General features: G+C 72.5%; 21 protein-coding genes. 6 read left to right on the forward strand and 15 right to left on the reverse strand.

Going from position 1 to position 26,057, the window contains the following annotated elements; genetic code table 11:
* The first annotated feature begins 131 nt into the window (after positions 1-131).
* Positions 132-668: a GNAT family N-acetyltransferase gene (locus tag QF037_RS11010; RefSeq protein WP_307024077.1), complete on the forward strand. Its 537-nt coding sequence runs from the start codon at positions 132-134 to the stop codon at positions 666-668.
* A gap of 86 nt (positions 669-754) precedes the next feature.
* Positions 755-3,298: an ATP-dependent Clp protease ATP-binding subunit gene (locus QF037_RS11015; protein ID WP_307037117.1), complete on the forward strand. Its 2,544-nt coding sequence runs from the start codon at positions 755-757 to the stop codon at positions 3,296-3,298.
* On the opposite strand, the gene ggt is transcribed toward QF037_RS11015, so the two are convergent.
* Complete coding sequence (gene ggt, locus QF037_RS11020) at positions 3,299-5,116, reverse strand: gamma-glutamyltransferase (protein WP_307024079.1); 1,818 nt, start codon at positions 5,114-5,116, stop codon at positions 3,299-3,301.
* Between the two features lie 144 nt (positions 5,117-5,260).
* Between ggt and QF037_RS11025 the strand changes: the two genes are divergently transcribed.
* Together QF037_RS11025 and QF037_RS11030 are read left to right on the forward strand one after the other, a co-directional pair.
* The gene (locus tag QF037_RS11025; RefSeq protein ID WP_307024080.1) at positions 5,261-6,019 is read left to right on the forward strand and encodes a hypothetical protein; all 759 of its coding nucleotides are present in this window, start codon (positions 5,261-5,263) and stop codon (positions 6,017-6,019) included.
* Between the two features lie 116 nt (positions 6,020-6,135).
* Entirely contained in the window at positions 6,136-7,704 is a 1,569-nt protein-coding gene (locus QF037_RS11030; RefSeq protein WP_307024082.1) for a CocE/NonD family hydrolase, read from the forward strand.
* Between the two features lie 47 nt (positions 7,705-7,751).
* Here QF037_RS11030 and QF037_RS11035 read toward each other — a convergent pair whose 3' ends face one another.
* From QF037_RS11035 to QF037_RS11045, 3 genes are all read right to left on the reverse strand, one after another.
* Positions 7,752-7,919, reverse strand: coding sequence for a hypothetical protein (locus tag QF037_RS11035; protein ID WP_307024084.1), 168 nt, complete (start codon positions 7,917-7,919; stop codon positions 7,752-7,754).
* A 19-nt stretch (positions 7,920-7,938) separates the two neighbouring features.
* Positions 7,939-8,682, reverse strand: coding sequence for an amino acid ABC transporter ATP-binding protein (locus tag QF037_RS11040; RefSeq protein WP_307024087.1), 744 nt, complete (start codon positions 8,680-8,682; stop codon positions 7,939-7,941).
* A gap of 125 nt (positions 8,683-8,807) precedes the next feature.
* Positions 8,808-9,215, reverse strand: coding sequence for a DUF6278 family protein (locus QF037_RS11045; RefSeq protein WP_307024089.1), 408 nt, complete (start codon positions 9,213-9,215; stop codon positions 8,808-8,810).
* Positions 9,216-9,406: 191 nt separating this feature from the next.
* Between QF037_RS11045 and QF037_RS11050 the strand changes: the two genes are divergently transcribed.
* Complete coding sequence (locus QF037_RS11050; protein WP_307024091.1) at positions 9,407-11,161, forward strand: SGNH/GDSL hydrolase family protein; 1,755 nt, start codon at positions 9,407-9,409, stop codon at positions 11,159-11,161.
* On the opposite strand, the gene QF037_RS11055 is transcribed toward QF037_RS11050, so the two are convergent.
* The 9 genes from QF037_RS11055 to QF037_RS11095 form a co-directional block, all read right to left on the reverse strand.
* Positions 11,162-11,941, reverse strand: a complete 780-nt coding sequence (locus tag QF037_RS11055; RefSeq protein WP_307024093.1) for an exodeoxyribonuclease III — start codon at positions 11,939-11,941, stop codon at positions 11,162-11,164.
* Positions 11,942-11,971: 30 nt separating this feature from the next.
* A complete protein-coding gene (locus QF037_RS11060; RefSeq protein ID WP_307024094.1) occupies positions 11,972-12,607 on the reverse strand; it encodes an MBL fold metallo-hydrolase in 636 nt (211 codons plus the stop codon).
* Between the two features lie 73 nt (positions 12,608-12,680).
* Complete coding sequence (gene pcaDC, locus QF037_RS11065; RefSeq protein ID WP_307024096.1) at positions 12,681-13,979, reverse strand: bifunctional 3-oxoadipate enol-lactonase/4-carboxymuconolactone decarboxylase PcaDC; 1,299 nt, start codon at positions 13,977-13,979, stop codon at positions 12,681-12,683.
* A gap of 97 nt (positions 13,980-14,076) precedes the next feature.
* Complete coding sequence (locus tag QF037_RS11070) at positions 14,077-15,069, reverse strand: hypothetical protein (protein ID WP_307024098.1); 993 nt, start codon at positions 15,067-15,069, stop codon at positions 14,077-14,079.
* Positions 15,070-15,198: 129 nt separating this feature from the next.
* Positions 15,199-17,301: an SWIM zinc finger family protein gene (locus QF037_RS11075; RefSeq protein WP_307024101.1), complete on the reverse strand. Its 2,103-nt coding sequence runs from the start codon at positions 17,299-17,301 to the stop codon at positions 15,199-15,201.
* The gene (locus QF037_RS11080; protein ID WP_307024102.1) at positions 17,298-20,114 is read right to left on the reverse strand and encodes a DEAD/DEAH box helicase; all 2,817 of its coding nucleotides are present in this window, start codon (positions 20,112-20,114) and stop codon (positions 17,298-17,300) included. The genes QF037_RS11075 and QF037_RS11080 overlap by 4 nt, the downstream gene beginning before the upstream one ends.
* Positions 20,115-20,225: 111 nt before the next feature.
* Positions 20,226-20,807, reverse strand: a complete 582-nt coding sequence (locus QF037_RS11085) for a sugar kinase (RefSeq protein ID WP_307037119.1) — start codon at positions 20,805-20,807, stop codon at positions 20,226-20,228.
* A gap of 8 nt (positions 20,808-20,815) precedes the next feature.
* A complete protein-coding gene (locus QF037_RS11090; RefSeq protein ID WP_307024104.1) occupies positions 20,816-21,964 on the reverse strand; it encodes an ROK family glucokinase in 1,149 nt (382 codons plus the stop codon).
* A gap of 167 nt (positions 21,965-22,131) precedes the next feature.
* Positions 22,132-22,869, reverse strand: a complete 738-nt coding sequence (locus tag QF037_RS11095) for a GntR family transcriptional regulator (protein WP_307037121.1) — start codon at positions 22,867-22,869, stop codon at positions 22,132-22,134.
* A gap of 130 nt (positions 22,870-22,999) precedes the next feature.
* Here QF037_RS11095 and QF037_RS11100 point away from each other — a divergent pair, with 130 nt between their 5' ends.
* Complete coding sequence (locus QF037_RS11100) at positions 23,000-24,001, forward strand: Gfo/Idh/MocA family protein (RefSeq protein WP_307024105.1); 1,002 nt, start codon at positions 23,000-23,002, stop codon at positions 23,999-24,001.
* Between the two features lie 49 nt (positions 24,002-24,050).
* Here QF037_RS11100 and QF037_RS11105 read toward each other — a convergent pair whose 3' ends face one another.
* Together QF037_RS11105 and QF037_RS11110 are read right to left on the reverse strand one after the other, a co-directional pair.
* Complete coding sequence (locus QF037_RS11105; protein ID WP_307024106.1) at positions 24,051-25,235, reverse strand: cytochrome P450 family protein; 1,185 nt, start codon at positions 25,233-25,235, stop codon at positions 24,051-24,053.
* A 43-nt stretch (positions 25,236-25,278) separates the two neighbouring features.
* Positions 25,279-25,986 carry a response regulator transcription factor gene (locus QF037_RS11110; RefSeq protein WP_307024108.1) on the reverse strand — a complete coding sequence of 236 codons (708 nt, stop codon included), beginning with the start codon at positions 25,984-25,986 and terminating at the stop codon, positions 25,279-25,281.
* Between the last annotated feature and the right edge of the window lie 71 nt (positions 25,987-26,057).

Here is a 26,057-nt window from a genome sequence, read left to right on the forward strand (position 1 = left end):
AGGGACTGGCAGATCCGTCCCACCGCAGAACCGGAACCGCAGGTCATCTGCCAATCCCTCCCCCAGCCAGGCCGGGCCGGGGGTGGTCGACGGGCGTACGGGGCTGCCGCGGACGGGAGTTACCCTGCCCCATGCCGATCGCACCGGGGACCGCCGCCGACGCCGACCGTATCGCCGCGCTGCACACGGCCAGCTGGCGCAGTGCGTACGCCGCGCTCCTGCCCGCCTCCTATCTGCACGGCCCGGTGGCCGAGGAGCACCGCGAGCAATGGCGGGCCAGGACGGCCTCGCTCGGCCCCGGCCGGCTGCTTCTCGTCGCGTACGAGGACGGTGAGCTGCACGGTTTCATCTACCTGCGCACCGCGGCGGACGGTCGTGTCCACGTCAACAACCTGCATGTCCGCCCGGACCGCGTCGGCACCGGTCTCGGCCGGAGCCTGCTGCGCCGCGGCTTCGCCTGGGCGGCCGCCGCGCACCCGGGCCGGGACGTCTTCCTGGAGGTGCTGCGGGGCAACGATCGTGCGATCGTGTTCTACGAGGGCCAAGGCGGCCTGCGCACGGCCGAGCGCCCGCTGCGGCTGGCCCCGGACCTCGTGGTGGGCGAGGTGGAGTACACCTGGCCCGCGGCACAGGTGGGTCGTCCGGGCGAGGACGGGTCAGAGGTGTAGCCGACTGCCACGTGGGTTACCCGGCCCCGGCACGTCGATCGGCGAGGCGTCCCCGGGCCCTGCGGGGAGGCCGGATGGGAACGGCCATGACCAGCGGCTTCAATGGATCGGAAGGCTACGACCCCTTCGGCGAGTTCCTCGCCCGGTTCTTCGGCGGACCCCGGCCCGGACCCCGGCAGATCAACATCGGCCGGCTGCTGAGCCGGCCCGCCCGTGAACTGGTCCGGGGTGCCGCCCAGTACGCCGCCGAGCACGGCAGCCGGGATCTGGACACCCAGCATCTGCTGCGGGCGGCACTGTCCGCCGAGCCGACCCGGAGCCTGCTCAGCCGGGCCGGCGCGGACCCCGACGAACTCGCCGAGGAGATCGACGAACGGTCCGGCCCGGTGCAGCACCCGCCCGGCGAGGTCCCGCCGCCGACCTCGCTCTCCCTGACCCCGGCCGCCAAGCGCGCCCTGCTGGACGCGCACGACCTGGCCCGGGCCCGCGGCACCGGCTACATCGGCCCCGAGCACGTCCTCAGCGCGCTGGCCGCCAACCCCGACTCCGCGGCCGGGCACATCCTCAACTCCGCCCACTTCGCGCCCTCGCCCCTGCCGCCCGAGACGGCACCGGACGCCGGACAGCCGCGCACCGAAGCGCCCCGCGCCACCGGCACCCCGACCCTCGACAAGTACAGCCGTGACCTCACCGAGCTGGCCCGGCAGGGCCGGATCGACCCGGTGATCGGCCGCGACGAGGAGATCGAGCAGACCATCGAGGTGCTCTCCCGGCGCGGCAAGAACAACCCGGTGCTGATCGGCGACGCGGGGGTCGGCAAGACCGCCATCGTGGAGGGGCTCGCCCAGCGGATCTCCGAAAGCGATGTGCCGGACGTGCTGACCGGGCGGCGCGTGGTCGCCCTGGACCTGACCGGGGTGGTCGCGGGCACCCGCTACCGGGGCGACTTCGAGGAGCGGCTCACCAACATCGTGGGCGAGATCCGCGCCCACTCCGACGAGTTGATCGTCTTCATCGACGAACTGCACACCGTCGTCGGCGCGGGCGGCGGCGGTGAGGCCGCCTCGATGGACGCCGGCAACATCCTCAAGCCCGCCCTGGCCCGCGGCGAACTGCACATCGTCGGTGCGACCACCCTGGAGGAGTTCCGCCGGATCGAGAAGGACGCGGCACTGGCCCGCCGCTTCCAGCCGATCCTGGTGCCGGAACCGTCCGTCGCGGACGCCCTGGAGATCCTGCGCGGCCTGAGCGACCGCTACGAGGCCCACCACCAGGTCCGCTACGCCGACGAGGCGCTGGTGGCCGCCGTGGAGCTGTCCGACCGCTATCTCACCGACCGCCGGCTGCCCGACAAGGCCATCGACCTCATCGACCAGGCCGGCGCCCGGGTACGGCTGCGGGCCCGCACCAAGGGCACGGACGTCCGGGCCCTGGAGCGCGAGGTCGAGCAGCTGGCCCGGGACAAGGACCAGGCGGTCGCCGACGAGAAGTACGAGCAGGCCATGCAACTGCGCGACCGCATCACGCAGTTGAAGCAGCGTATCGGCGAGGCCACCGGGCACGACGAGGCCGACGAGGGACAGCACCTGGAGGTGACCGCGGAGGCGATCGCCGAGGTGGTGTCGCGGCAGACGGGCATCCCGGTCGCCAGCCTCACCCAGGAGGAGAAGGAACGGCTGCTCGGCCTGGAGGAGCACCTCCACCAGCGCGTGGTCGGCCAGGAGGAGGCGGTGAGCGTGGTCGCCGAGGCCGTCATGCGCTCCCGCGCCGGGCTCGCCAGCCCCGACCGCCCCATCGGCAGCTTCCTCTTCCTCGGCCCGACCGGCGTCGGCAAGACCGAGCTGGCCCGCGCCCTCGCCGAGGCCCTGTTCAGCAGCGAGGAGCGCATGGTCCGCCTGGACATGAGCGAGTACCAGGAACGCCACACCGTCAGCCGTCTGATCGGCGCCCCGCCCGGATACGTGGGCCACGAGGAAGCCGGGCAGCTCACCGAGGCCGTCCGTCGGCACCCGTACTCGCTCCTGCTGCTGGACGAGGTCGAGAAGGCGCACCCGGACGTCTTCAACATCCTCCTCCAGGTCCTCGACGACGGCCGCCTCACCGACTCCCAGGGCCGCACGGTCGACTTCACCAACACGGTCGTGGTGATGACCAGCAACCTCGGCTCCGAGGCCATCACCCGCCGCGGCGCCGGTATCGGTTTCGGCCCGGGCGGCGCCGAGGCCGACGAGGAGGCCCGGCGCGAACAGATCCTGCGGCCGCTGCGCGAGCACTTCCGCCCGGAGTTCCTCAACCGCATCGACGAGATCGTGGCCTTCCGGCAGTTGACGCAGGAGCAGCTCCGCCGGATCACGAACCTGCTCCTGGACCGGACCCGCCGCATGCTCCAGGCCCAGGGCATCACGGTCGAGTTCACGGACACGGCCGTCGACTGGCTCGCCCAGCGCGGCTACCAGCCGGAGTACGGCGCCCGTCCCCTGCGCCGCACGATCCAGCGGGAGGTGGACAACGAGCTGTCCCGACTGCTGCTGGACAGCCGTGTGAAGGAGGGCAGCCGGGTGACGGTGGACGTGGAGGGCGGGCATCTCGCGTTCCGTACGCGGGACGAGACGCCCGCCCCTGAGCTGTGACTACGGCGCCGGGTGCACCACCTGCGCCGAGCCGCCGCCTCGTCGTACCGTCTCGGCCGCCGCGAGCCACTTCCCGTCGGGCAGCCGCTGCACACCGGTCGCCGCACCGATCTCGGGGTTCAGCCTGAACGAGTGCCCGATGGCCTCCAGCCGGGACCTGAGGCTGCCGGGACTCGTGTCGTTGAAGAGCGCGGGCTCCAGCTCCGTCTGCGCGGCGTTCCGCTGGCTCGCCCGCGGCGCGGCGATCGCGTCGACGAGCGGTTCGCCCCGGTCCACGAACCGCGTCAGCGTCTGCAGCACGGTGGTGATGATGGTCGCCCCGCCGGGTGAACCGAGCGCCACGACCGGCTTGTCGTGCCGGTCGAGCACGATCGTCGGCGAGATCGAGGAGCGCGGCCGCTTGCCGGGACCCGGCAGATTCGGGTCGTGGACGGCCGGGTTGGCCGGGACGAAGGAGAAGTCCGTCAGCTCGTTGTTCAGAATGAACCCACGCCCCGGCACGGTGATCCCGCTGCCGCCGGTCTGTTCGATGGTCAGCGTGTAGGAGACGACGTTCCCCCACTTGTCGGCCACCGTCAGATGCGTGGTGTTCTCGCCTTCGTACGTCGTCGGCGCCGCCGTTCCCCCACTGGCGCAGGCCGCCGGACGGCGCGGGTCTCCCGGCGCGACCGGGCTCGTCAGCACCGCGTCGTCCTTGATGAGGCACGCGCGGGAGTCCGCGTACTTCTGCGACAGCAGTTCCTTCGTCGGTACGTCCTCGAAGGCCGGGTCGCCCACCCAGCGCCCCCGGTCCGCGAACGCGATGCGGCTGGCCTCGATGTACCGGTGCAGGTACTGGACCTCGCTCGCCTTCGAGAGGTCGGTGTTCTCCAGGATGTTGAGGGCTTCACCGACGGTCGTGCCGCCGGAGGAGGAGGGCGCGATGGAGTAGACGCCGAGTCCGCGGTAGGAGGTCTTCGTGGGCGCCTGGAGCTTCGCGCGGTAGGCCGCGAGGTCCTTCTCCGACAGCTCGCCGGGGCGGGCGTTCCAGCCGGAGGCCGGGTCCACGGGCGGGTCATTCACGGTGTCGACGATCTCGTCCCCGAGGGCGCCGCGGTAGAGGGCGTCGACGCCCTTCCTGCCCAACTCCTCGTAGGTGCGGGCGAGATCGGGGTTCTTGAAGGTGGAGCCGACGACCGGGAGCTGTCCGCCGGGCAGGAACAGCTTCGTGGTGTCCGGGAAGTAGCGGAACCGGGTCTCGTTGGCGGCGGTCTGTGTGCGGAAGGTGTCGTCGACGGTGAACCCGTCGCGGGCGATCCGCTCGGCGGGCTTCAGGACCGTACCGAGTCTCTTGCTGCCCCACTTGCCGAGCGCCGTCGCCCAGGTGGCGGGGGTGCCCGGAGTTCCGACGCTCAGCCCGCTGCTGACGGCGTCCGCGAAGGCGATCGCCTTGCCGTTCTTGACGAACAGGTCGGAGCCGGCCGTCAGCGGCGCCGTCTCCCGGCCGTCGATGGTGTGCACCTTGCGGGACTTGGCGTCGTAGTAGACGAAGTAGCCGCCCCCTCCGATGCCGGAGGAGTAGGGCTCGGTGACGCCGAGCGCGGCGGCCGTGGCGACGGCGGCGTCGACCGCGTTGCCGCCCTTCCTGAGCACCTCGATGCCGGCCGAGGAGGCGTCGAGGTCGACGCTCGCGACGGCACCGCCGTAGCCGACGGCGACGGGCACCTTCTGCGGTGCCGGAGAGGCCGGGGAGCTCCCTGGCGGAGCTGTCGCCCCGACCGACACCACGGCGGCCGAAACCGCCAGGACGAGAAGCTTCCGCGCGACAGGGCGACGCATGCGTACCTCCAGGCCGGGACCGTCCGCGCAGCGTAACCACAACACCAGGGGCCCGACAGCCCCATTCAGGGCACCTGCCACGAGAACGCCACACTTCGAACACGGGTACGTACCAGCCATGTCGGCCCGCTACCATGCGCGCCCATGAATGACGACGTGCGCAACATCGTCCTGGGCGTGGTCGCGGCCGGCATCAGCGCCGCCCTCGGCTGGGTGGCCCGCACCTATCTGTGGAAGCGCAAGCTCCGTAAGAAGCAGGCCTTCTTCGGGCTGCCGGACAACTCCGAGTCCGTCCTCGTCGTCAACCGCGACGCCGGCAGCACGGACCTCGCCGTGCACCGCTACGACGTCTTCGCCCTCCTGGAGCTCTCCGCGCTCATCAAGGACTGCGGCGCGCACGCCGAGGTGATCACCCAGGACACGGCCCGGCAGGGGTTCGGGGAACGCACGGAGTTCTGTGTCGGCGGCCCGGGATCCAACCGGCGCATGGCGGCCCATATGCACGCCATGCTGCCCGGGGTGCGGGTGAACACCGACCCGGAACCGGGCCCGGACCGGCTCGCCTTCCAGATCGGCAGCGAGCGCTACCGCATGGAGAAGGGCCTGTCCGAATACGTGCTGCTGGCCCGGCTCACCGCGGGGCAGCCCGGCCTGAACCGGCCCGTCTTCCTGTTCAGCGGCCAGACCGCGATCACCAACCAGGCCGCGACCCGCTACCTGGCCCGCAACCACGAGCGGCTGTCCCGCAAGTACGGCAACAACACGTTCGTCCTGCTGCTGAAGGTGGTCAACTCCCAGGCGTATGGCCCGGACGTCGCCGAACTGATCGCGGACGTGACCCGGGCGGCACAGGCACCGCTGCCGGCGCCCACGGCTCCCCGCAACTCCCATCGCGCCTCCTGAATTCATTCACATGACACCAATCGTTACTGCCGCGTAACTTACCGACGGGTTACCTACGGTAAGAACCCGCGGTTACCGTCGGGTCACTTTGCATTGACACGAGTGAGGAGTGACCCGTGGGACACCATCGCAAGGCCCTGCGCACCACCGCCGTGGGCGCCGTCTCCGCGACCCTGATCGCCGGTGGGGTCCTCGGCACGGCCCCCGCCGCACAGGCCGCGACGAACGACGTCCGGTTCGTCGACATCGCCGGCGAGGGCGGCACCGTCCTCAAGGCGAACGTCATCACCCCGGCCGGCGCCGACGGCAGCCGCACCTATCCGCTGCTCGTGCTGCCCACGAGCTGGGGCCTGCCCCAGGTCGAGTACGTCGCACAGGCCCAGAAACTCGCGAACTCCGGCTATGTGGTGCTCAGTTACAACGTGCGCGGCTTCTGGCAGTCCGGCGGGGAGATAGAAGTGGCGGGCCCGCCCGACATAGCCGACGCCCGCAAGGTCATCGACTGGGCCCTCGCCCACACCCCGGCCGACGCCCGGAACGTCGGGATGGCGGGCGTCTCCTACGGAGCCGGCATCAGCCTGCTCACCGCCGCACAGGACAAGCGCGTCAAGGCGGTCGCCGCCCTCAGCGGCTGGGCCGACCTGATCGACTCGATCTACTCGGGGCGCACCCAGCACGTCCAGGCCGCGGCCCTCCTCGACGGCGCGAGCCTGGTCACCGGGCGCCAGAGCGCCGAACTCCGGGAGATCTTCGACAATCTCTACGCCTCCGACCTGTCCAGGGAACAGGACATGGTCAATTGGGGGAAGAAACGTTCGGCCGCTACATATGTGGATCAGCTGAACAAGAACGGCGCGGCGGTCATGATGGCCAACGCCTGGGGCGACACGGTCTTTTCGCCCAACCAGTACGCCGACTTCTACGAGAAGCTCACCGGTCCCAAGAGACTGGAGTTCCGCCCCGGCGACCACGCGATCCCCGAGCTCACCGGTCTGCTGGGGCTGCCCAACGACGTGTGGACCGACACCGAGCGCTGGTTCGACCACTACCTCAAGGGCGAGGCCAACGGCATCGACAAGGAGCTGCCGGTCCGGCTCAAGTCCCGCTCCACGGGCGGCTACGAGGGCTACCCGGACTGGAAGTCGGTCGGCGCGACCCGCAAGAAGCTCGCCCTGTCCGGCACCACCACGATCCACACCAACGTCGACTCGGGCGCGAACGGGGGGATCGTCCTCCTGTCCAGCATCCTCGACCAGATCGCCAAGCTGCCCCCGGTCGCCTCGATCCCCCTGCTCCCCCGCGCCTGGGCGGCCGTATGGCAGTCGGAGAAGTACGCGACGGCCCAACAGGTGCGCGGCACCGCCGAGTTGCACACCACGGTCACCCCCACCAAGGAGAGCGGCACCCTCGTCGCCTATCTGTACGACGTGGGGCCGCTCGGCCTCGGCAAGCTGGTCAGCAACGCGCCGTACACCTTCCACGGGCAGACGCCCGGCAAGCCGTTCGGCGTCGACCTGGAGCTGTACTCCACGGCCTACGACGTCCCGGCAGGGCACCGTCTCGCCCTGGTCGTCGACACGGTCGACCCGCTCTACATCGAGCACAACCCGTCCGGCGCGCGGCTGACCTTCTCCTCGCCGTCGAACGACCCGTCGTACGTGTCGATTCCGCTGCGCGAGCAGTGATCTCCGGCCGGCGCCGGTCGGGTATGGCCCTGTGAGCTGCCACCCCCCTACGGTCTCGGGGCCGTGGGGGGATCCCCACCCGGCAGCGGCGTCCCCGGCGGGATCACCGTCACCACGGGGATGAACGGCACAGCGTAGTAGAGGTCCGACGCGAGGAGGTCGCCGGCATGGGGGCCGACCATCGGGTCCTTGCACACACGTGTGGTGCGGAACATGGGTCGCACTCCCGCCGGGTCAATGCGTGAGGATCTTGGAGAGGAAGTCCTTCGCTCGCTCGCTGTTCGGGTTGGTGAAGAACTCCTCGGGGGCGCGGTCCTCGACGATACGGCCGTCGGCCATGAACACGACGCGGTTGGCGGCCGAACGGGCGAAGCCCATCTCGTGGGTGACGACGACCATGGTCATGCCGTCCTTCGCGAGTTGCCGCATGACCTCCAGGACCTCGTTGATCATCTCCGGGTCGAGGGCCGAGGTCGGCTCGTCGAACAGCAGGGCCTTGGGCTCCATGGCGAGGGCGCGGGCGATGGCCACGCGCTGCTGCTGGCCGCCGGAGAGCTGCGCCGGGTACTTGTCCGCCTGGGAGGCGAGTCCCACCCGGTCGAGAAGCTGACGGGACCGCTTGTCGGCCTCGTCCTTCCTGCGCTTGCGGACTTTGGTCTGAGCCAGCGAGATGTTCTGGAGGACCGTCTTGTGGGCGAAGAGGTTGAAGGACTGGAAGACCATGCCCACCTCGGCGCGGAGCTTCGCGAGGGCCTTGCCCTCCTCCGGCAGCGACTGTCCGTCCAGCTGGATCTCACCGGAATGAATGGTCTCCAACCGGTTGATCGCCCTGCACAGGGTCGACTTTCCCGACCCTGACGGGCCGATGACCACGACCACCTCCCCCTTGCCGACAGTGAGGTTGATGTCCCGGAGGACATGCAGTTCCCCGTAGTACTTGTTGACGTCACGCAGCTCGATCAACGGATCGACGGCCATGCCCAGCCCTACCCACTCTCAGCTGTGTCGCGATTGCCGCAAACTATCCAGACAAGACTGGAGTTAATACACGACACGCACTTTTCGGGCATTAGCCGTATTTACTCCTTGCTTATACGCCTGCTCTAGGCCTCCGCCACCTCGGCGTACAACTGGGAGAGTTCGGGCACCCCACTCGCCGCCCACTCATGGCCGTCGGCGACGACATCGAACTCCCGGCCGGAGGCGAGCCGGATCACCGGCTGCCCGTCGGAGCGGATCCCCCAGCTCGCCCCCTCCACGGTCCGTACGATCACCGTCCCGAGATACAGCCCGGCGTCGTTGCCGAGCCACTCCAGGACCTCCGCGTCGTCCCGCCACCGCGGCACCAACTGGTCGAGCGCCTCCAACGAGGCGACGGTGTCGTCGAGTTGGACACCGCTGCGGTACGCCTGGTGGCGCAGCAGCTCACATTCGGAGAGGAGCTCGGCGATGCCCTCGGCGTCGTGCACCTCGGGTTCCTTGCGCCGGTTGCCCAGAAAAGGGATCTTCATATGCCCAGCGTGTCATTGCCACACGCCCCAGCACCACAGGCGCGCGCCGGCAGTCGATTCGGGGCGACTTCACGCCGAGTTCACGCATGACTCGTTGACGCGCCACCGGTGCCTCCTTAACTTCACGGAGCGTCTTTCGTCTCGTCCTGACCGGTGCTGAACGGGGGAACCAGGTGCGCCGAGGTGTACGGATGTCCGCGCTCGCCCTCGCCCTGTGCGCGGTCCTGGTGCCGGCCGGTCCGGTGCAGGCGAGTGCCCCGCGGCGAGCGGAGAGAGCCGAACCGCTGCCGCTGGAGCTGCTCTTCGACAACACGGCGGTCAGCGACGACGCCCGGCCCGGCGCGGCCGACTTCGACGGGTCGGGCGCCTCCCTGTCGGCCCAGGACCTCACGGCGGCGGGCTGGACACCCGGCCGGACGCCGACCGTGCAGGGGGCGCGGCTGTCCTGGCCGCGCCGGGAGGCGGGGGCGCCGGACAACGTACGGGCCGCCGGGCAGTCGGTGCGCGTCGGCGGCCGGGGCGACGCGCTCGCCTTCCTGGTGGCGGGCACGGGCGGCACCGACGTGACGGGTACGGGCAGGGTGTCGTACGCGAACGGCGGCAGCTCCTCCTACCGGCTCACCGCCCCCGACTGGCGCACCGGCCCGCTCGCCACGAAGGCGGTGGCGCTGCCGCACGTGAACACGCCCGGCGGTCAACTCGCCGAGAAGGCACGGCTGTACGTCGTGACCGTCCCGCTCACGCGCGGGCGCCCGGTCGCCTCGGTACGGCTGCCCGACTCGCCTCACCTGCATGTGTTCGCGGTGTCGGTGCGGGCCACCAGTGCGGGCTGGAGCGGGAGTTGGGCGGCCGCGACCGCCGGGTATCCGGCCATGGGGCCGTGGAGCGAGCGGACGCTGCGGCTGGTGGTGCACTCCTCGGTGGGCGGGCCGCGGGTGCGGCTGCGGTTCGACAACACCTTCGCGGCGGCCCCCGTGCGGATCGGGAGCGCGACGGTGGCGGTCCAGGAGGCCGGTGCGGCGGCGCGGGACGTGCCGGTGCCGGTCGCCTTCCGGGGTGCGGCGGGTGCCGAGGTGCCCGCGGGGGCGCAGGTGTTCAGCGATCCACTCGGCTTCGAGGTGCCCGCGGACGCGAATCTGCTGGTGAGCTTCCATCTGCCGGGGACGGTGACGGCGGCGCCCGTGCACCGGCTCGCGCAGCAGCGGTCGTACGTCAGCGAGGCGGGCGACCACACGGCCGACGGCTCGGGGACGGCGTACACCACCGTCCTGACGAGCTGGCCGCTGCTGGCCGGGGTGGACGTGGGCGGCGGGCCGGGGTCCGTGGTGCTGCTCGGCGACTCGATCACGGACGGGGACAAGTCGACGGTCGACGCCAACCGGCGCTGGCCCGATGTGCTGGCCACACGACTGCTGGCGCAGGACGTGGTCCCGCACTACGGGGTGCTCAACCAGGGGATCTCCGCGAACCGTGTGGTCACCGACCGCTATCCCGGTGACGGGGTCTCCACGGACACCGGCGGGGTGAGCGCCCTGCACCGGTTCGACCGGGATGTCCTCGCGCAGACGTCGGTCCGTACGGCCGTCGTCTTCCAGGGCGTCAACGACCTGCGGTGGGGCGCCACGGCGGACGTGGTGATCGCGGGCCTGCGAGCGATCGCCGACCGGGGCCGGGCGCGCGGGCTGCGGATGCTGGCCGCGACGATCCTGCCCTGCGAGGGCGAGGCACGCTGCACAGCCGCCGTGGACGGCGAGCGGGTCGCGGTGAACGCCTGGATCCGGAACGCCGGTGTGTTCGACGGCGTCCTCGACTTCGACGGCGTGGTGCGCGACCCGGACCACCCGGCACGAATGCTGCCCTCGTACGACAGCGGCGACCATCTGCACCCGGGAGACACGGGTCTCGCGGCGCTCGCCGGGTCCGTGGACCTCGGTCTGCTGCGGTGACTAGACGTCGAGATCCACGACCACCGGCGCATGGTCCGAGGCGCCCTTGCCCTTGCGCTCCTCGCGGTCCACGTAGGCGTCGCTGACGGCCTTCGCGAACGGCTCGTTGCCGTAGACGAGGTCGATGCGCATGCCGCGGTTCTTGGGGAAGCCGAGCTGGCGGTAGTCCCAGTACGTGAAGGGGTGGTCGTACTTGAGGGGGCGCGGGACCACGTCGGACAGGCCCGCCTCGCGCAGGGAGGCGAGGGCGGCGCGCTCGGCCGGGGTGACGTGGGTGAGGCCCTCGAAGGCGGCCACGTCGAAGACGTCGTCGTCGGTCGGCGCCACGTTGTAGTCGCCCAGGACCGCGAAGGGGCGGCTGCCCGCCGCGTCGCCCGCGACGGCCGCCTTGAGGGCCTCGAACCACTGGAGCTTGTAGGCGTAGTGCGGGTGGTCCACCTCGCGGCCGTTCGGCACGTAGACCGACCAGACGCGGACCGGGCCGCAGGTCGCGGAGATGGCGCGGGGCTCGGGGGCACCGTCGTAGCCGGGGTCGCCGGGCAGGCCCTTGACGACGTCCTCCAGGCCGACACGGGAGATCACCGCCACCCCGTTCCACCGGCCCGTGGCGTTGACCGCCGCCTCGTAGCCCGCCTCGCGCAGCTGGTCGAACGGGAACTGCTCCTCGGCCAGCTTGGCCTCCTGGAGGCAGAGCACGTCGGTGCCGCTGCTCTCCAGCCAGGCCAGGAGCCTCGGCAGGCGGGCGGTGATCGAGTTGACGTTCCAGGTCGCGATGCGCATGCCGGACAACCTACCGGGCGCCACTGACACTCACAGCGACGTGCTCTCCCCGGGCGCCAGCCGCAGATGCTCCGAGCCGCCGAGGGCACCGATCTGGTTGTCGTAGATGGGGCGGGCGAGGTCGGTGAGCAGGGCGTCGTGGATGTCGTACGCCCGCTGCGGCTTGACCTCGCGGACGTAGTCGATCACCTCGGAGATCTTGCTCCAGGGGGCCATGACCGGGAGCATCAGCGTCTCTACGGTGTGGCCGGGGACGGTCAGGGCGTCGCCGGGGTGGAACACGCGGCCGCCGTCGACGAGGTAGCCGACGTTGGTGATGCGCGGGATGTCCGGGTGGATGACGGCGTGGAGCTCGCCGTGGACCTGGACGTCGAAGCCGGCCGCCGTGAAGGTGTCGCCGTGGCCGACGGTGTGCACCCGGCCCGGGAAGGCACTGGAGATCTTCTCCGCGACGGACTTCAGGGTCCAGATCTCGGCGGCCGGGTTCGCCTCCAGGGCCGCGCGCAGCCGCTCCTCGTCGAAGTGGTCGGGGTGCTCGTGCGTGACGAGGATCACGTCCGCGCCGACCGCGGCGTCCGCCTCACTGAACCCGCCGGGGTCGAGGACGAGCGTGCGTCCGTCCTTCTCGAGGCGGACACAGGCGTGCGACATCTTCGTGAGCTTCATGGCTTCCATCCTGCCTCCTGGAAGGGGCGCCGGGGCGGCTCAGCCTGGTGGTTCCGCTGCCCGGCTGGGGCAGTCACTCCTCGGGAGTCGTCTCCTCCCGGATGACCTGCTGGGCCACCTTGAACGCGCTGTTGGCCGCCGGCACCCCGCAGTAGACCGCCGCCTGCAGCAGCACCTCCCTGATCTCGACCGGGGTCAGCCCATTGCGCAGGGCTGCCCGGACGTGGAAGCCGAGCTCCTCCAGATGGCCGCCCGCGACGAGGGCGGTGAGCGTGACACAGCTGCGGGAGCGGCGGTCGAGGCCGGGGCGGTCCCAGATCTCGCCCCAGGCGTAGCGGGTGACGAACTCCTGGAAGTCGCCGGAGAACTCGTCGGCCTGCGCCAGCGCCCGGTCGACGTGCGCGTCGCCGAGCACCTCGCGGCGCACCTTGATCCCGGCGTCGTACGGGTCGGGCCGTCCCCCGCCCACGAAGGGCGCCGGTACGGCGGGGGCGATCTCGGCGATCGGGGAGATCTGCGGCGGGGCGGCCAGCACCGGCTTGACCGGGGCGGCCGGGATGGCCGTCTGCCCGGTGGCGGAGTCGTAGGCGGGCTGCCAGGCCGTGGAGAAGTGCCGGACCAGGAGGTCGGTGACGGCCGCGGGCTGCTCCACCGGTACGAGGTGGGAGGCGCCCGGCACCACGGCGAGCCGTGCGTCGGGGATGCCGGCGACGAGCGTACGGGCCTCCGCCGGGCCGGTGACCTGGTCGTCGGAGCCGACGAGGACGAGGGTGGGCACGCCGACGTGGGCGAGGTCGGCCCGTACGTCGAAGGCCGCCAGGGCCTCGCAGGCGGCGATGTAGCAGCCCGGGTCGGTGGTGCGGACCATCTGCACGGCCCAGTCGGTGATCGCGGGCTGCGCGGCGGCGAACCCGCCGGTGAACCAGCGGTCGGGGGAGGTACGGGCGATGGGGTCGAGGCCGTTCGTCCGCACGATCACGCCTCGCTGCCGGAACTCGTCCGGCGTGCCGAATCTCGGCGAGGCGGCGATCAGCGCGAGCGAGGCGACCCGCTCCGGGTGGCGCAGGGCCAGCTCCAGGCCGACCGCGCCGCCGAGCGCGCAGCCCGCGTAGCCGAAGCGCTGGATGCCGAGTCGGTCGAGGGTGGCGAGCAGCCGGGCGGTGAGGTCGCCGACCGAGCCCGCCGGGTAGGCGGGGGCGCCGCCGTGCCCCGGCAGGTCGAACCGGAAGATCCGCCACTGCTTGGCCAGCTCGGGAACCTGCCGGTCCCACATGTGCCACGTGGTGCCGAGCGAGGGGCCCAGGATGAGGACCGGGGCGTCGTCCGGGCCGTCGAGGCGGTACTGGAGGGCGGGGGTCTGCGTCTCACTCACCGCTCCACGCTAACCGCCGTTCCTTGATCCCCGGTCCCTGGGCCCCCACTCCTCACACCCGGCTCCCGGACATCACCGGCGAATGCCCACACGGCCTTCACCGGAGGACGGGGACGGGGGCCGCGCCGCGGACGGTCACCCCGAACCGGGTCCGCATCCTTCGCATCTCCCACAGCGAGACGGCCGTCACCGACAGCGGGCCGCCCAGCAGCGAGCAGTACTGCACGGCCGGCGGGCCCTGGGGCATGCCGCTGTCGATCGCGTTGAAGACGGCGAGCACCCACACCAGCGCCACGGTCACCACGGGCGGCAGCATCGGATGGACGTGGGCGGTGTTGAACGCGCTGCGCGCGGAGTACAGCGACGCCAGCAGGAAGAAGGGGATGCCCCAGGCCAGCACGGCCAGCCCCGAGAGCCCCACCACAAAGCCCTGCCACCCGCTCAGGTCGTTCTTGGACGCCTGCCCGATTCCCAGGAGGGTCCCCGCGAGGACGCCCACGGTCAGCAGATACCAGCCGACCGCCTTCAACGGGGCGTGCAGCCTGGAGCGCAGATGGGGCCTCAGGTGCTGGGGCGCGTAGAAGACGAAGGCGAGGATGACCAGCGGGCCGCCGACGATCAGCAGGACCGGGGCGATGATCATGTTGGCGACGCCACCGGTCGCGGCGTCCTCCCAGCCGTCCCTCTCCGCGCCGTAGGCCATGAACAGGGCGACCGTGGCGACGGCGCCGAGCACCGTGCGGGCCACCTGGACGCGGTCCACGGTGCGGTCCTCGATCCGGCCGTCGCCCTCCTGCACGAAGAGGCGGACCGCGACGCGGTGCGCGGAGCGGAGGATGGCGGTGACGAGGTAGGGCGCGGAGAGGAACCACAGGCGGCTGCGGCGGCGCGGCGCGCGACCGGGCACGGGGGCCGGGGGCACATAGGGGTACGGGTTCTGCGGCGGGTACGGGTTGTGCGGCGGGTACGGCGCCTGTGGCGGTACGTAGGGGTTGTTGGCCGGCGCTCCGGGCGGAGGGCCCCAGCCCTGTCCGCCCGTTCCGTTGCCGCCGGGCTGTCCCGTGCCGGGACCCCATCCCCCCGTAGCCATGCCGCTCCCCCCGTTCGCTTTCGGTCAGTTGCTGTGTCGCAGAGCGACATCGCGGCATTTTAGTGGCACACGAGTCGCCACCCCTCGCAGCCACTGTGCGAACCGTGTGTGGTGGTTGTGTGAAGCGTGTCAGCCCTCGGGTGAGGCACCCAGGCCGGTCAGGGCGCCGACCGGGTCGAGGTCGGGGGTGCCGCGGGGCCACCAGTCGTCGGCGCCCGGGTCGGATTCGTAGGCGTACCACAGGCCGTCGCGGCCCAGACGGAGTTGGACATGGCCGCGGGGGTGGGTGAGGCGGTTGCGCCAGGGGCGGAAGGCCGGGAGGTCGGCGGCGAGCAGGAGCGGGCGGGCCCGGTCGAAGCGGCCGGCCGGCGGGTCCCAGGGTTCCTCCAGGACGGCGAGGCCCTCGAACCCGCCCTGCCGCCAGGCGGCGACCGCGCGCGCCAGGTCGGCCGGGGTGCGGCCGGCCGCGGCGGCGAGCGCGGCGTAGAGGGAGCGGGTGGCGGCGGTGAGGCCGGAGCCGGGGCGGGCCGCGGCGAGCCGTACCGCGTCCTGCCACAGCGTCAGTTCGGCGACCGGGTCGCGTCCGGTGCCGAGCAGCGCGTGGGCGCGACCGGCGGCGTCGGTCGCCAACTGGTCCAGTGCGAAGGGGTCCGGGCCGCCCGGGGCCGCCGGGTAGACCGGGGGCTGCTCCGGGTGCGGGGGCACCGGCAGCGGGGCGGGCAGGGGCGGGAGCCGACGAGGTGCGAGGGCTTCGGTGGCGCGTACGCCGGGCAGGGGTGCCGGGCCCTTGTCCTGGGCGGCGCGGGCCGCGCGGGCGGCGCTCAGCCGGGACAGCGCGTCGAGCAGTTCGCGCTCGCCGCGGCCGCGCAGCAGGAGCAGGACGAAGGGGTCGGCGTCGAGCAGGCGGGCGGTCTGGTAGCAGAGGGCGGCGGCGTGCTTGCAGGGGTGGCCGCGGTCGGGGCAGCTGCACTGCGGTTCGAGGTCGCCGGGCCCGGGGAGCAGCCGGACACCGCCTTCGGCGAGGGCGTGGGGCATCTCCTTGTCGAGCAGGGCGGCGATGTGCCCGGTCCGCTCCGCCGCGGCGTCCAGGAACCGGTCCCAGTCGGCATCGTCCAGCGTCCGCAGCCGCACCTGCACCCGGTACGGCCGAGGCCGGCTGCCCTGGACGTACGCGAGGACGAGCCCCGGCGTCACGGTGATGGCGTCCACGTTGCCCTGCTCCGCGTAACCACGCCCCCGCGCCAGCCGCTTGGCGTCCAGCGCACCCCTCTCGAGGGCATCCACCCACGCGTTGCCCCACCAGGTCTCGGCGAATCCACCGTCCTCACCGGAGGCGCGGGCCGTGAACGCCGGGAAGGTACGGCGCAGTTCACCGTCCCGGCCGGGGGCGCCCATGGAGCGGGGGTGGCGGGGTGCGGCGGACGGGGGCGAGTCCGAGAGGGCGGTGCCGAATGCCGCGTGGGCGTGGGCATGGAGGGGGGCGGGGCCGGTGCCGGTGCCGTACGGGTCGGGGCCCGTGTCCTGCGAGACGTCCGCGGGAACGGCGTCCGGGTCCCACTCGGCCGGACTCCCCTGGTCCGCCCCGTCGTCGGGCATACGGAAGGCGTCGGCCAGCGACTCCCGCACGGCACGGGCCCGTTCGGCGGCGGTCGAGCCGGCTGCACCGCCTCGGGCGAAGGGAGCGGGCGGTGTCGTACGGCGCGGCCGGGCCCCGCCATCGGTGCCCCCGCCCGTGACCTCCGTGCGCAGCCGCCGCTCTTCCGCGCGGGCGGCCCGCAAGGCCTCACGCGCCCGGTCCGCGGGGCGCCCTCCGTGCGGGGCTCCTCCCCCGTTCACCGCTCCCGGGGCGGGATCCGCCGTGTCGCCGAGCCGGGCGGTCTCCGCACCGGACCCGCTCGCCGACGCGTCCGGCCCGGCAGGTGCGTCCGTCACGTCCTCAGCCGTCCCGGCCTCCTGCGCCGGTCCCTCGGCTCCGGCGCCCCGCCGATCGGCGGCCGCGCGTCGCAGCGCCTCGCGGGCGGCGTCCCCCGGCCGGGCCTCGCCGGGCTCCGGCTGCCGCGCCGCGGACCCTTCGCCGACGGCTGCGGCGGATCCGGCGGATGTCCCCGGCGCAGAGCCGTCGCCCGCGGGCTCCCTCGGCTCCGTCCCGCCCTCCGCGGTCCCCTCCGCCTCCCGGCGCTCCCGCGCCTCCCGCAGTGCCCGGCGTACCTCGTCCGCCGGCCGGCCCGTCATGACGTCCTCCGCAGGGAGACGAGGTCGGACAGTTCGCGGTCGGTCAGTTCGGTCAGGGCGGCCTCGCCGGAGCCGAGGATCGCGTCGGCCAGTGCCCGCTTCGCCTCCAGCATCTCAGCGATGCGGTCCTCGACGGTGCCCTCGGTGATGAGGCGGTGGACCTGGACCGGCTGGGTCTGGCCGATGCGGTAGGCGCGGTCGGTGGCCTGCTCCTCGACGGCCGGATTCCACCAGCGGTCGAAGTGGACGACGTGGCCCGCGCGGGTGAGGTTGAGGCCCGTGCCCGCCGCCTTCAGTGACAGGACCAGGACGGGCGTCGCACCGCTCTGGAAGCGGTCCACCATGTGCTCGCGCTCCGGCACCGGCGTGCCGCCGTGCAGCAGCTCCACCGGGACCGCGCGGTCGGTCAGGTGGGCGGTGATGAGACGGGCCATGCCGACGTACTGCGTGAAGACCAGTGCCGAGCCGTCCTCGGCCAGCAAGGTGTCCAACAGCTCGTCCAGCAGGGCCAGTTTGCCGGAGCGGACGGCGAGCCGGTCGGCGGCTCCGGCTTCCTCCTTCAGATACAGCGCGGGGTGGTCGCAGATCTGCTTCAGCGCGCCCAGGAGCTTCAGCACCAGGCCCCGGCGCGCGATGCCCTGCGCCGTCTCGATGGCGAGCAGCGACTCGCGGACCACCGCCTCGTAGAGGGAGGCCTGTTCGCGGGTGAGCGGGACCGGGTGGTCCGTCTCCGTCTTGGGCGGCAGTTCGGGGACGATGCCGGGGTCGGACTTCTTGCGGCGCAGCAGGAAGGGGCGGACCAGCCGGGCCAGCCGCCGCACGGCCTCCTCGTCCTCGCCGTTCTCGACGGCGCGTGCGTGGCGGGCGCGGAAGGACTTCAGGGGGCCGAGCAGTCCGGGGGTCGTCCAGTCGAGCAGGGCCCACAGTTCGGAGAGGTTGTTCTCCACCGGGGTGCCGGACAGCGCCACGCGCGCGGGTGTCGGGATGGTGCGCAGCGCCTTCGCCGTCGCCGAGTACGGGTTCTTCACATGTTGCGCCTCGTCCGCGACGACCATGCCCCAGCGCTGCTCGGCCAGCCGCGGTGCCGCAGATCGCATGGTGCCGTACGTCGTGAGCACGAAGCCGCCGTCGAGGTCCTCCAGGGTGCGGTCGGGGCCGTGGAAGCGGCGGACGGGGACGCCGGGCGCGAACCGGGTGATCTCCCGCTGCCAGTTGCCGAGCAGCGAGGCCGGACAGATCACCAGGGTCGGCTCGCGGCGGGCGCGCTTCAGGTGCAGGGCGATCACCGTGATCGTCTTGCCGAGGCCCATGTCGTCGGCGAGGCAGCCGCCGAGGCCGAGGGAGGTCATGAGGTCCAGCCAGGCCAGGCCCCGCAGTTGGTAGTCGCGGAGGGTGGCGTGCAGACCCGGCGGCGGTTCGGCGGGCCGCACCCCGGCCGTCAGCCGGTCCCGCAGCACGGCCAGCGCGCCGACCGGCACGGCTTCCACCGTCTCGCCGTCGACCTCCGCGCTGCCGGTGAGCGCGACGGACAGCGCGTCGACCGGGTCGAGCAGGCCCAGTTCGCGCTTGCGGGCCTTGCGGACGAGCGCCGGGTCGACCAGCACCCACTGGTCGCGCAGCCGGACCACGGGCCGGTGGGCCTCGGCGAGCGCGTCCATCTCGGCCTCGCTGAGCGGGTCGCCGCCGAGCGCCAACTGCCAGCGGAACTGGAGGAGTTCCTCGCTCTCGAAGAAGCCGGTGCCGTCGGTTGCCGAACCCGGCGCGGACCGCACCACCGCGGCCGCGCTCAGGTCCTGGGCCAGGTCACGGGGCCAGTGCACGGCGACCCCGGCCGCCGCGAGCCGGGTCGCGGCGACGCCGAGCAGGTCGCCCAACTCCTCCTCCGACAAGGCCAGTACGTCGGGCACGTCCTGCTCGGCGAGCCGGTCCAGAGGCGCCCAGACCCGGGCGGCGCGCCGCACCGCGAGGGCGGCGTCCACACGGGCGCGGGGGCCGAACACCGTGTCCGCCTCGCCCGACCACAGAGCCGCCGCGTCGGCCACGAGGGTGGGGTCGGCGAGGCTGTGCACCTGGACGATCGCGGCGCCGGCGCTGCGCGCCCGGCCGCCCTCGTCGAAGAGGTCGTACGCCGACAGGTCGAGGCGGAGCGAGATCCGCACGCCCGCGTCCATGCCGGCGGCGACCTCGGCGGCCCAGTCCTGCGCGCCGGGCAGGCGCTGCGGGCGGCGGTCCGCGAAGGGCTTGCCGGAGGCGAGGGGTGCGGCCGGGGTGCGCGGGAGGGTGTCGGCGACGGCGTCCAGGAAGGAGCGCATCAGCGCTTCCGGTGCGGGCAGCCGGAGCGGGCCGGGGCCGGGCAGCGGGACCGCGTGGCCCTCGTGGGGCAGGGCGGCGGCGATCGCGCGCAGGTGCGCGATGTCGTCCGGGTCCAGGGGGCCGGCCCGCCAGGCGTCGTGGCCGGTGGCGGTGAGGCCGGGCAGCAGCCGGCCGCGGGCGGTGAGCCGCAGCGCGTGCAGGGCGGCCGCGCCCCAGCAGGCGGTGGCGGGGTGGGCGGCGGGGTCGCGCCGGGCGCGCACGAGGAGGGGCAGGGCCTCGGCCAGGGGCAGTTCCAGCGCGGGGGCGGTCCTGCGTCGCACTCCGGCGCCGTGTGGTCGTACGACGGTGAGATCCGTGTGTCCGTCGGGCAGCGGCCCGTCCTCGGGGTCCCAGAAGGCCATCCGGCCCTCGCGAGGGAGGGGTGCGGGCAGGAAGACGGCGGCGAGCCGCACGGAGACCGGGTCCGTCGCTCGCCCGGCCGTCGCGACCGTGTCACTCATACGTCCTGCCACCTCCCGTCCCGCGTGTCGGATCAGACGTCTTCGACTCTACGGGCGGGGTCTGACAATCGGCTCCGGCGACGGGCCGCCGGACGGGAGGGGCCCGTCGCTCTACGGAACGGTGCGGGAGACGACGTACACCATCGGGTTGGCCGGGTCCGCGGTGTTCACCACGATGTCCTGGGTGGGCGCCGGGTTCTTCTGCTTGTGGACGAGGCCCGACCAGGGGCCGGGGCCGGTGAACCGCCAGCCGGTGATCTTCTGGTCGCGGGTGCCGATGGTGATCTCGCCCCCCTTGAGGTCGTCGCGGTTGACGCCGACGCCGGCGAGGAAGGTGTCGAGGCCCGCGTTGCTGGTGCGGAACTGGACGTAGAGGCGGCTGGTCTTCCAGTTGTTGGTCTCGTAGTACGCGATCCGGTCCGCGGGGTGCGGGATCGGCACCTGGTAGAGGCGGCGCTGGACCTTGGACGGCCAGCCGGCGGCGAGGCCGGTCGCCGAGTACTTGGCCTCCTTGTCCTTGCCGCTGTTGCGGCTCTGGTTCGCGGAGATCACCAGGTAGCCGGCCGGGACGCCGATGAGCAGCACGATGATGAGCAGGGTGAGCGCCCGGCGGCGGTTGCGGTGGCGGCGGTCCTCGGCCGGCCGCCGCGGCTCCTCCGGGGAGTCGCCCTGACGGGGCACCGAAGGGGTCACGGACGGGTTCACGCCTGCCCCTGGGTCGTACGGCGGGACTCCGTGTACTTGGCGTAGCGCTCGTAGCGCTCGACCCGGCGCCGGTTGGCGCGCCGGAAGCGGCGGGCCACCAGGCGGGCGAGGTCGGCGGCGCCGACCATGCCGGCCTCGGGGCCGAGCTGGGCGCGGACGATACGCGCCTCGGGGCGGTAGCCGCGGCCGGTGAGCTGGCGCTTGAAGGCGTCCCGCGCGGGGCCGATCAGCAGCTCGTCGGCGGCCGAGACACCGCCGCCGATCACGAAGCAGGACGGGTCGAGGGCGGCCGCGAGGTTGGCGATGCCGACGCCGAGCCACTGGCCGATGTCCTGGAGCAGCTCGATGCACATGGCGTCGCCCTGACGGGCCAGCTCGGTGATCATCGGGCCGGTGATGTCGCCGATCTGCCCCTTGACGTGCTCGATGATCCCGTAGGCCACCGGGGAGTCGGCCGCGGCCAGCTCCTTGGCCTCCCTGACCAGCGCGTTGCCGGAGCTGTACTGCTCCCAGCAGCCGCGGTTGCCGCACGGGCAGCGGTGGCCGCCGGGCACGACCTGCATATGGCCGAACTCGCCCGCGACACCGAACTTTCCGCGCTTGACCTGGCCGTCCTCGAGGATCGCGCCGCCGATGCCGGTGCCGAGCGTGATCATGACCAGGTGGTCCTCGTCGCGGCCCGCGCCGAAGCGCCACTCGGCCCAGGCGGCGGAGTTGGCGTCGTTGTCGACCAGGACGGGCACGGCGAGCCTGCCCGCGAGGCGGTCGCGCAGCGGCTCGTTGCGCCAGGACAGGTGCGGGGCGAACAGGATGCGGTTGCGGTCGGCGTCGACCCAGCCGGCCGCGCCGATGCCGACGGCGTGCACGTCGTGGCGGTCGGACAGGTCCAGGACCAGTTCGCAGATGGTGTCCTCGACGACCTTGGGACTCTTGGACTTGTCCGGGGTCTCCGCGCGGAGCTTCTCCAGGATGTTGCCGTCGGCATCGACGACACCCGCCATCACCTTGGTGCCGCCGATGTCGATCCCGACCGTCGGCACGCGGGGTGCGGTCAGGTGTGAGCGGCGTTCCCTGGTACCGACCGTGCGGAGGACGGGGGCACGCCGGGAGCCGATCGGGGCCGTGAAATTGCCGTAGGTGCTCATCAGGCCCGATTGTGCCTCACCGTGAGTAAGGGTGCTGTGCGGGGGAGCAAAGGGGCGGTTCCTGTGCTTTGCCGGGTGCGGGTGCATTGCGGTCCGCCGTACGTCGGTCGCATTGTCCGGACATTGGAACCAATGCGGCGACACTCGAGCGGATCCCGGGGCCGCCTTCAGGGCCTCACGAGCAGTTGGAACTCGAAGGAGTAGCGGGTGGGCCGGTAGGTGTGGGTGCCGAACTCGACCGCGCGCCCGGTGTCGTCGAAGGTGACGCGCTGCATGGTGAGCAGCGGTGCGCCCTCCTCCTCCGCGAGCCGTTCGGCCTCGACGGCGATGGCGCCGCGCGCGCCGATGGACTGGCGGGCGCTGTGCAGGGTGATCCCGGCGGAGCGCATCATCCGGTACAGGCCGGTGGCCTCCAGCTGGCCGGTCTCCAGCTCGAGCAGGTCGGTCGGCAGGTAGTTGCAGAGGTACGCCATCGGCTCGCCGTGCGCGAGGCGCAGCCGCTCGATGCGGTGCACGTCGCTGTCCTCGGCCACCCCGAGCGCGGCCGCGACCTCGGCGGAGGCCGGGACGAGGGTGTTGACGATGACCTTGGTGGCGGGGCGCTGACCTGCCGCTTCCAGGTCGTCGTAGAGGCTGCTGAGCTCGAGCGGTCGCTTGACCTGGCTGTGCACGACCTGCGTGCCGACGCCGCGGCGGCGTACGAGCAGGCCCTTGTCGACGAGCGACTGGATGGCCTGGCGGACGGTGGGCCGGGACAGGCCGAGGCGCGCGGCGAGCTCGATCTCGTTGCCCAGCAGGCTGCCGGGGGTGAGCGCTCCGTGCTCGATCGCGGCCTCCAGCTGCTGGGACAGCTGGAAGTACAACGGCACCGGGCTGCTGCGGTCCACACTGAGTTCGAGCGACACGGTCGGGTCCCCATCTGGTTTCGGCACGGGCCCGAGCGTAGCTCCGCGCGCTGTTGACGGGAAGTTGTGTAGTTCGATTGTCAGGACATACGCATTGACAGGGTGGGGTCTCCGGCCACATTTTGTTCACATGCGCATCGGCGTCATCGGTACGGGCCGGATCGGCACCATTCACGCGAACACGCTCAGTCGTCATCGCGATGTCGGCTCCCTGATCCTCACGGACGCGGACGGCGCGCGGGCCCAGGAGCTCGCGAACCGGCTGGGGGAGACGGCCGCGCCGGGGGTGGACGAGATCTTCAGATGGGGCGTGGACGCGGTGGTGATCACCACCGCCACCTCGGCGCACGCCGAACTGATCGGCCGCGCGGCACGCTCGGCGCTGCCGGTGTTCTGCGAGAAACCGATCGCCCTCGATCTGCCGGGCACGCTCCAGGCGATCGGCGAGGTCGAGTCGGCCGGGACCGTTCTCCAGATGGGGTTCCAGCGCCGCTTCGACGCCGGGTACACGGGCGCCCGGGAGGCGGTGCGGTCGGGGCGGCTCGGGCGGCTGCACACGGTGCGGGCGCTGACCTCGGACCAGGCGCCGCCGCCGGCCGCGTGGCTGCCGCTGTCCGGCGGGCTGTACCGGGACGCGCTCATCCACGACTTCGACGTCCTGCGCTGGGTGACCGGGCGGGAGGTCGTGGACGTGTACGCGGCCGGCTCCGACGCCGGACCCGCGATGTTCCGTGACGCGGGCGACATCGACACGGCCGCGGCGGTCCTCACCCTCGACGACGGCACCCTCGCCACGGCGACGGCGACCCGGGTGAACGGCGCGGGCTACGACGTCCGGATGGAGCTGGCCGGGGAACTGGACCAGATCGTCGTCGGCCTGGACGACCGCACGCCGATCGCGTCCACCGAACCGACGGGGCCGCCGGCCGCGACCAAGCCGTGGTCGGGGTTCCTGGAACGGTTCGGGCCGGCCTACGAGGCCGAGCTGAACACGTTCGTCGAGGTGGTCCGGGGCGAGCGGCCCAACCCCTGCGACGGGCGCGAGGCGTTGCAGGCGCTGCGGATCGCGGAGGCGTGCGAGGTGTCGCGGCAGGAGCGGCGGCCGGTACGGATGACGGAGCTGCCGGGCTGAGCGGTCCTCCGGCCCCGTAACAGCCCTGCCCCCGCACCCGGCCTACGGCCTACCAGCGCACCGGCAGGCTCCGCAGCCCCCGTATCAGCATCCCCGGCAGCCACTCCCCCGGCGGTCCGTCCAGGGCCAGGTCCGGGGCGCGGTCCAGCAGGCTCCGGATCGCCGTACGCGCTTCCAGGCGGGCCAGGGGAGCGCCCAGGCAGTAGTGGATGCCGTGGCCGAAGGCGAGGTGGCCCCGGGGGTCGCGGCGGATGTCGAAGGTGTCCGGGGCCGGGTAGCGGGCGCCGTCGCGGTCGGCCGCGGTGAGGCCGACCATGACGTGGTCGCCCTCGGCGATGGCGGTGCCCGCGATCTCCAGCGGCTCGGCGGCGTAGCGGAACGTCGCGTTCTCCACCGGCCCCTCGTAGCGCAGGGTCTCCTCGACCGCGCCGTCGATCAGGCTCATGTCGGCGCGCAGGGCGGCGAGTTGGTCGGGGTGGGTGAGCAGGGCGTGGACGCCGTTGGTGATGAGGTTGACCGTCGTCTCGTGGCCGGCGATCAGCAGGAGGAAGGCCATGCCCAGCAGTTCCTGGGGGGAGAGCCGGTCGCCGTCCTCGGCGGTGGTGCGGATGAGGTCGCTCAGCAGGTCGTCGCCCGGTCCGGCGCACCGCTTGTCCTCGATCAGCTCGCGCAGGTACGCGTCGAGCCGGACGACGGCGTCGTAGGCGCTCTCGGGGCTGGTGGGCGCGACCACCTCCGTCGAGACCTTCCGGAACTCCGTGCGGTCCATCTCAGGCACGCCGAGGAGCTCGCAGATCACGGTGATCGGCAGCGGGTAGGCGAGGGACTGCACCAGGTCGCCGCGGCCGTACGGCAGCATCGTGTCGAGGAGGTCGTCGGTGATCTCCTGGACCCTGGGCCGCAGTTCCTCCACGCGGCGCATCGTGAAGGCGCGGGAGACGAGGCCGCGCAGCCGGGTGTGCTCGGGCTGGTCGGCGCCCAGCAGATGGCGGCCGATCAGCTCCTCCTCGTGGAACGTCACACCGATCCGGCGGCCGTCCTTGGACAGCCGGGGGTCGGCGAGCGCCGCCCGCGCCTCCTCGTGCCCGACGACGAGCCAGGCCCAGTAGCCGGGATCGGAGCCCGGCGGCCGGATCCGGTGCACCGGACCCCGCTCACGCAGTCGCGCGTACACGGGATGCGGGTCCGTGCGGAAGGCCTCGCCGAACTCGCCCAGGTCGACCACTTCTGGCATGAAGATCCCTTCCCCTCACTCCGAGAACGGACAGCGCGACCCGCTAGTGCCCGCCCTCCCCCGATTCCCCGGATTCGGCGGCGTCGGCCGCTTCCTCCAACAGCCCCCCGTCATACGCGAGCAGCGCGATCTGCACCCGGTTGTTGAGGCCGAGCTTGGCCAGGACGCGGGAGACGTGGGTCTTGACGGTGGCCACGCTCATGAAGAGTTCCGCGGCGATCTCGGCGTTGGACAGGCCCCGGCCGACCGCGACGGCCACCTCGCGTTCGCGGTCGTTGACGGCGGCGATCCGTGCGCGTGCGCGTGCCCGGCGGGTGTCGGCGGCGGTGCCGGCCGCGTGGTGCATCAACTGCCGGGTGACGGTGGGCGACAGGACCGGATCGCCGGCCGCGACCCGGCGCACCGCGTCGACGATCTCCGCGGGCGGGGTGTCCTTGAGGACGAACCCGGCGGCGCCCGCGCGCAGGGCGCGCAGGACCTGTTCGTCGGCGTGGAAGGTGGTGAGGACCACGACCTGGGGCGCGTCGGGCCGGGTGCGCAGCCGTTCGGTGGCGGTGATGCCGTCCATGGACGGCATCCGGATGTCCATGAGGACGACGTCCGGGCGGGTGCGGTCGACGAGCGCGTCGACGTCCTTGCCGTCGGCGGCCTCCCCGACGATCTCGATGCCGTCGGCACCGCCGATCATCAGGGACAGGCCTGCCCGAACCAGCGGATCGTCGTCGACGAGGAGCAGTCTGATCGCGGTCATGGGCCTTACGTAATCACGGTTTCAGGGTCGTACACGCGCTCGCGAGCGGCTACCTGGAGTAGACCGCGGGT

Source organism: Streptomyces canus (genome assembly GCF_030815415.1).
Taxonomy (GTDB): Bacteria; Actinomycetota; Actinomycetes; order Streptomycetales; family Streptomycetaceae; genus Streptomyces; species Streptomyces canus_F.

Excerpts from the sequence above, each read along its gene's own strand:
- QF037_RS11015 (WP_307037117.1), top strand. The coding sequence starts at position 755 with ATGACCAGCGGCTTCAATGGATCGGAAGGCTACGACCCCTTCGGCGAG.
- QF037_RS11070 (WP_307024098.1), bottom strand. The coding sequence starts at position 15,069 with ATGGCTACGGGGGGATGGGGTCCCGGCACGGGACAGCCCGGCGGCAAC.
- QF037_RS11055 (WP_307024093.1), bottom strand. The coding sequence starts at position 11,941 with ATGCGCATCGCGACCTGGAACGTCAACTCGATCACCGCCCGCCTGCCG.
- QF037_RS11110 (WP_307024108.1), bottom strand. The coding sequence starts at position 25,986 with ATGACCGCGATCAGACTGCTCCTCGTCGACGACGATCCGCTGGTTCGG.
- ggt (WP_307024079.1), bottom strand. The coding sequence starts at position 5,116 with ATGCGTCGCCCTGTCGCGCGGAAGCTTCTCGTCCTGGCGGTTTCGGCC.
- QF037_RS11010 (WP_307024077.1), top strand. The coding sequence starts at position 132 with ATGCCGATCGCACCGGGGACCGCCGCCGACGCCGACCGTATCGCCGCG.
- QF037_RS11105 (WP_307024106.1), bottom strand. The coding sequence starts at position 25,235 with ATGCCAGAAGTGGTCGACCTGGGCGAGTTCGGCGAGGCCTTCCGCACG.
- QF037_RS11080 (WP_307024102.1), bottom strand. The coding sequence starts at position 20,114 with ATGAGTGACACGGTCGCGACGGCCGGGCGAGCGACGGACCCGGTCTCC.
- QF037_RS11075 (WP_307024101.1), bottom strand. The coding sequence starts at position 17,301 with ATGACGGGCCGGCCGGCGGACGAGGTACGCCGGGCACTGCGGGAGGCG.
- QF037_RS11090 (WP_307024104.1), bottom strand. The coding sequence starts at position 21,964 with ATGAGCACCTACGGCAATTTCACGGCCCCGATCGGCTCCCGGCGTGCC.
- QF037_RS11035 (WP_307024084.1), bottom strand. The coding sequence starts at position 7,919 with ATGTTCCGCACCACACGTGTGTGCAAGGACCCGATGGTCGGCCCCCAT.
- QF037_RS11040 (WP_307024087.1), bottom strand. The coding sequence starts at position 8,682 with ATGGCCGTCGATCCGTTGATCGAGCTGCGTGACGTCAACAAGTACTAC.
- QF037_RS11100 (WP_307024105.1), top strand. The coding sequence starts at position 23,000 with ATGCGCATCGGCGTCATCGGTACGGGCCGGATCGGCACCATTCACGCG.
- QF037_RS11045 (WP_307024089.1), bottom strand. The coding sequence starts at position 9,215 with ATGAAGATCCCTTTTCTGGGCAACCGGCGCAAGGAACCCGAGGTGCAC.
- QF037_RS11060 (WP_307024094.1), bottom strand. The coding sequence starts at position 12,607 with ATGAAGCTCACGAAGATGTCGCACGCCTGTGTCCGCCTCGAGAAGGAC.
- QF037_RS11050 (WP_307024091.1), top strand. The coding sequence starts at position 9,407 with ATGTCCGCGCTCGCCCTCGCCCTGTGCGCGGTCCTGGTGCCGGCCGGT.
- QF037_RS11025 (WP_307024080.1), top strand. The coding sequence starts at position 5,261 with ATGAATGACGACGTGCGCAACATCGTCCTGGGCGTGGTCGCGGCCGGC.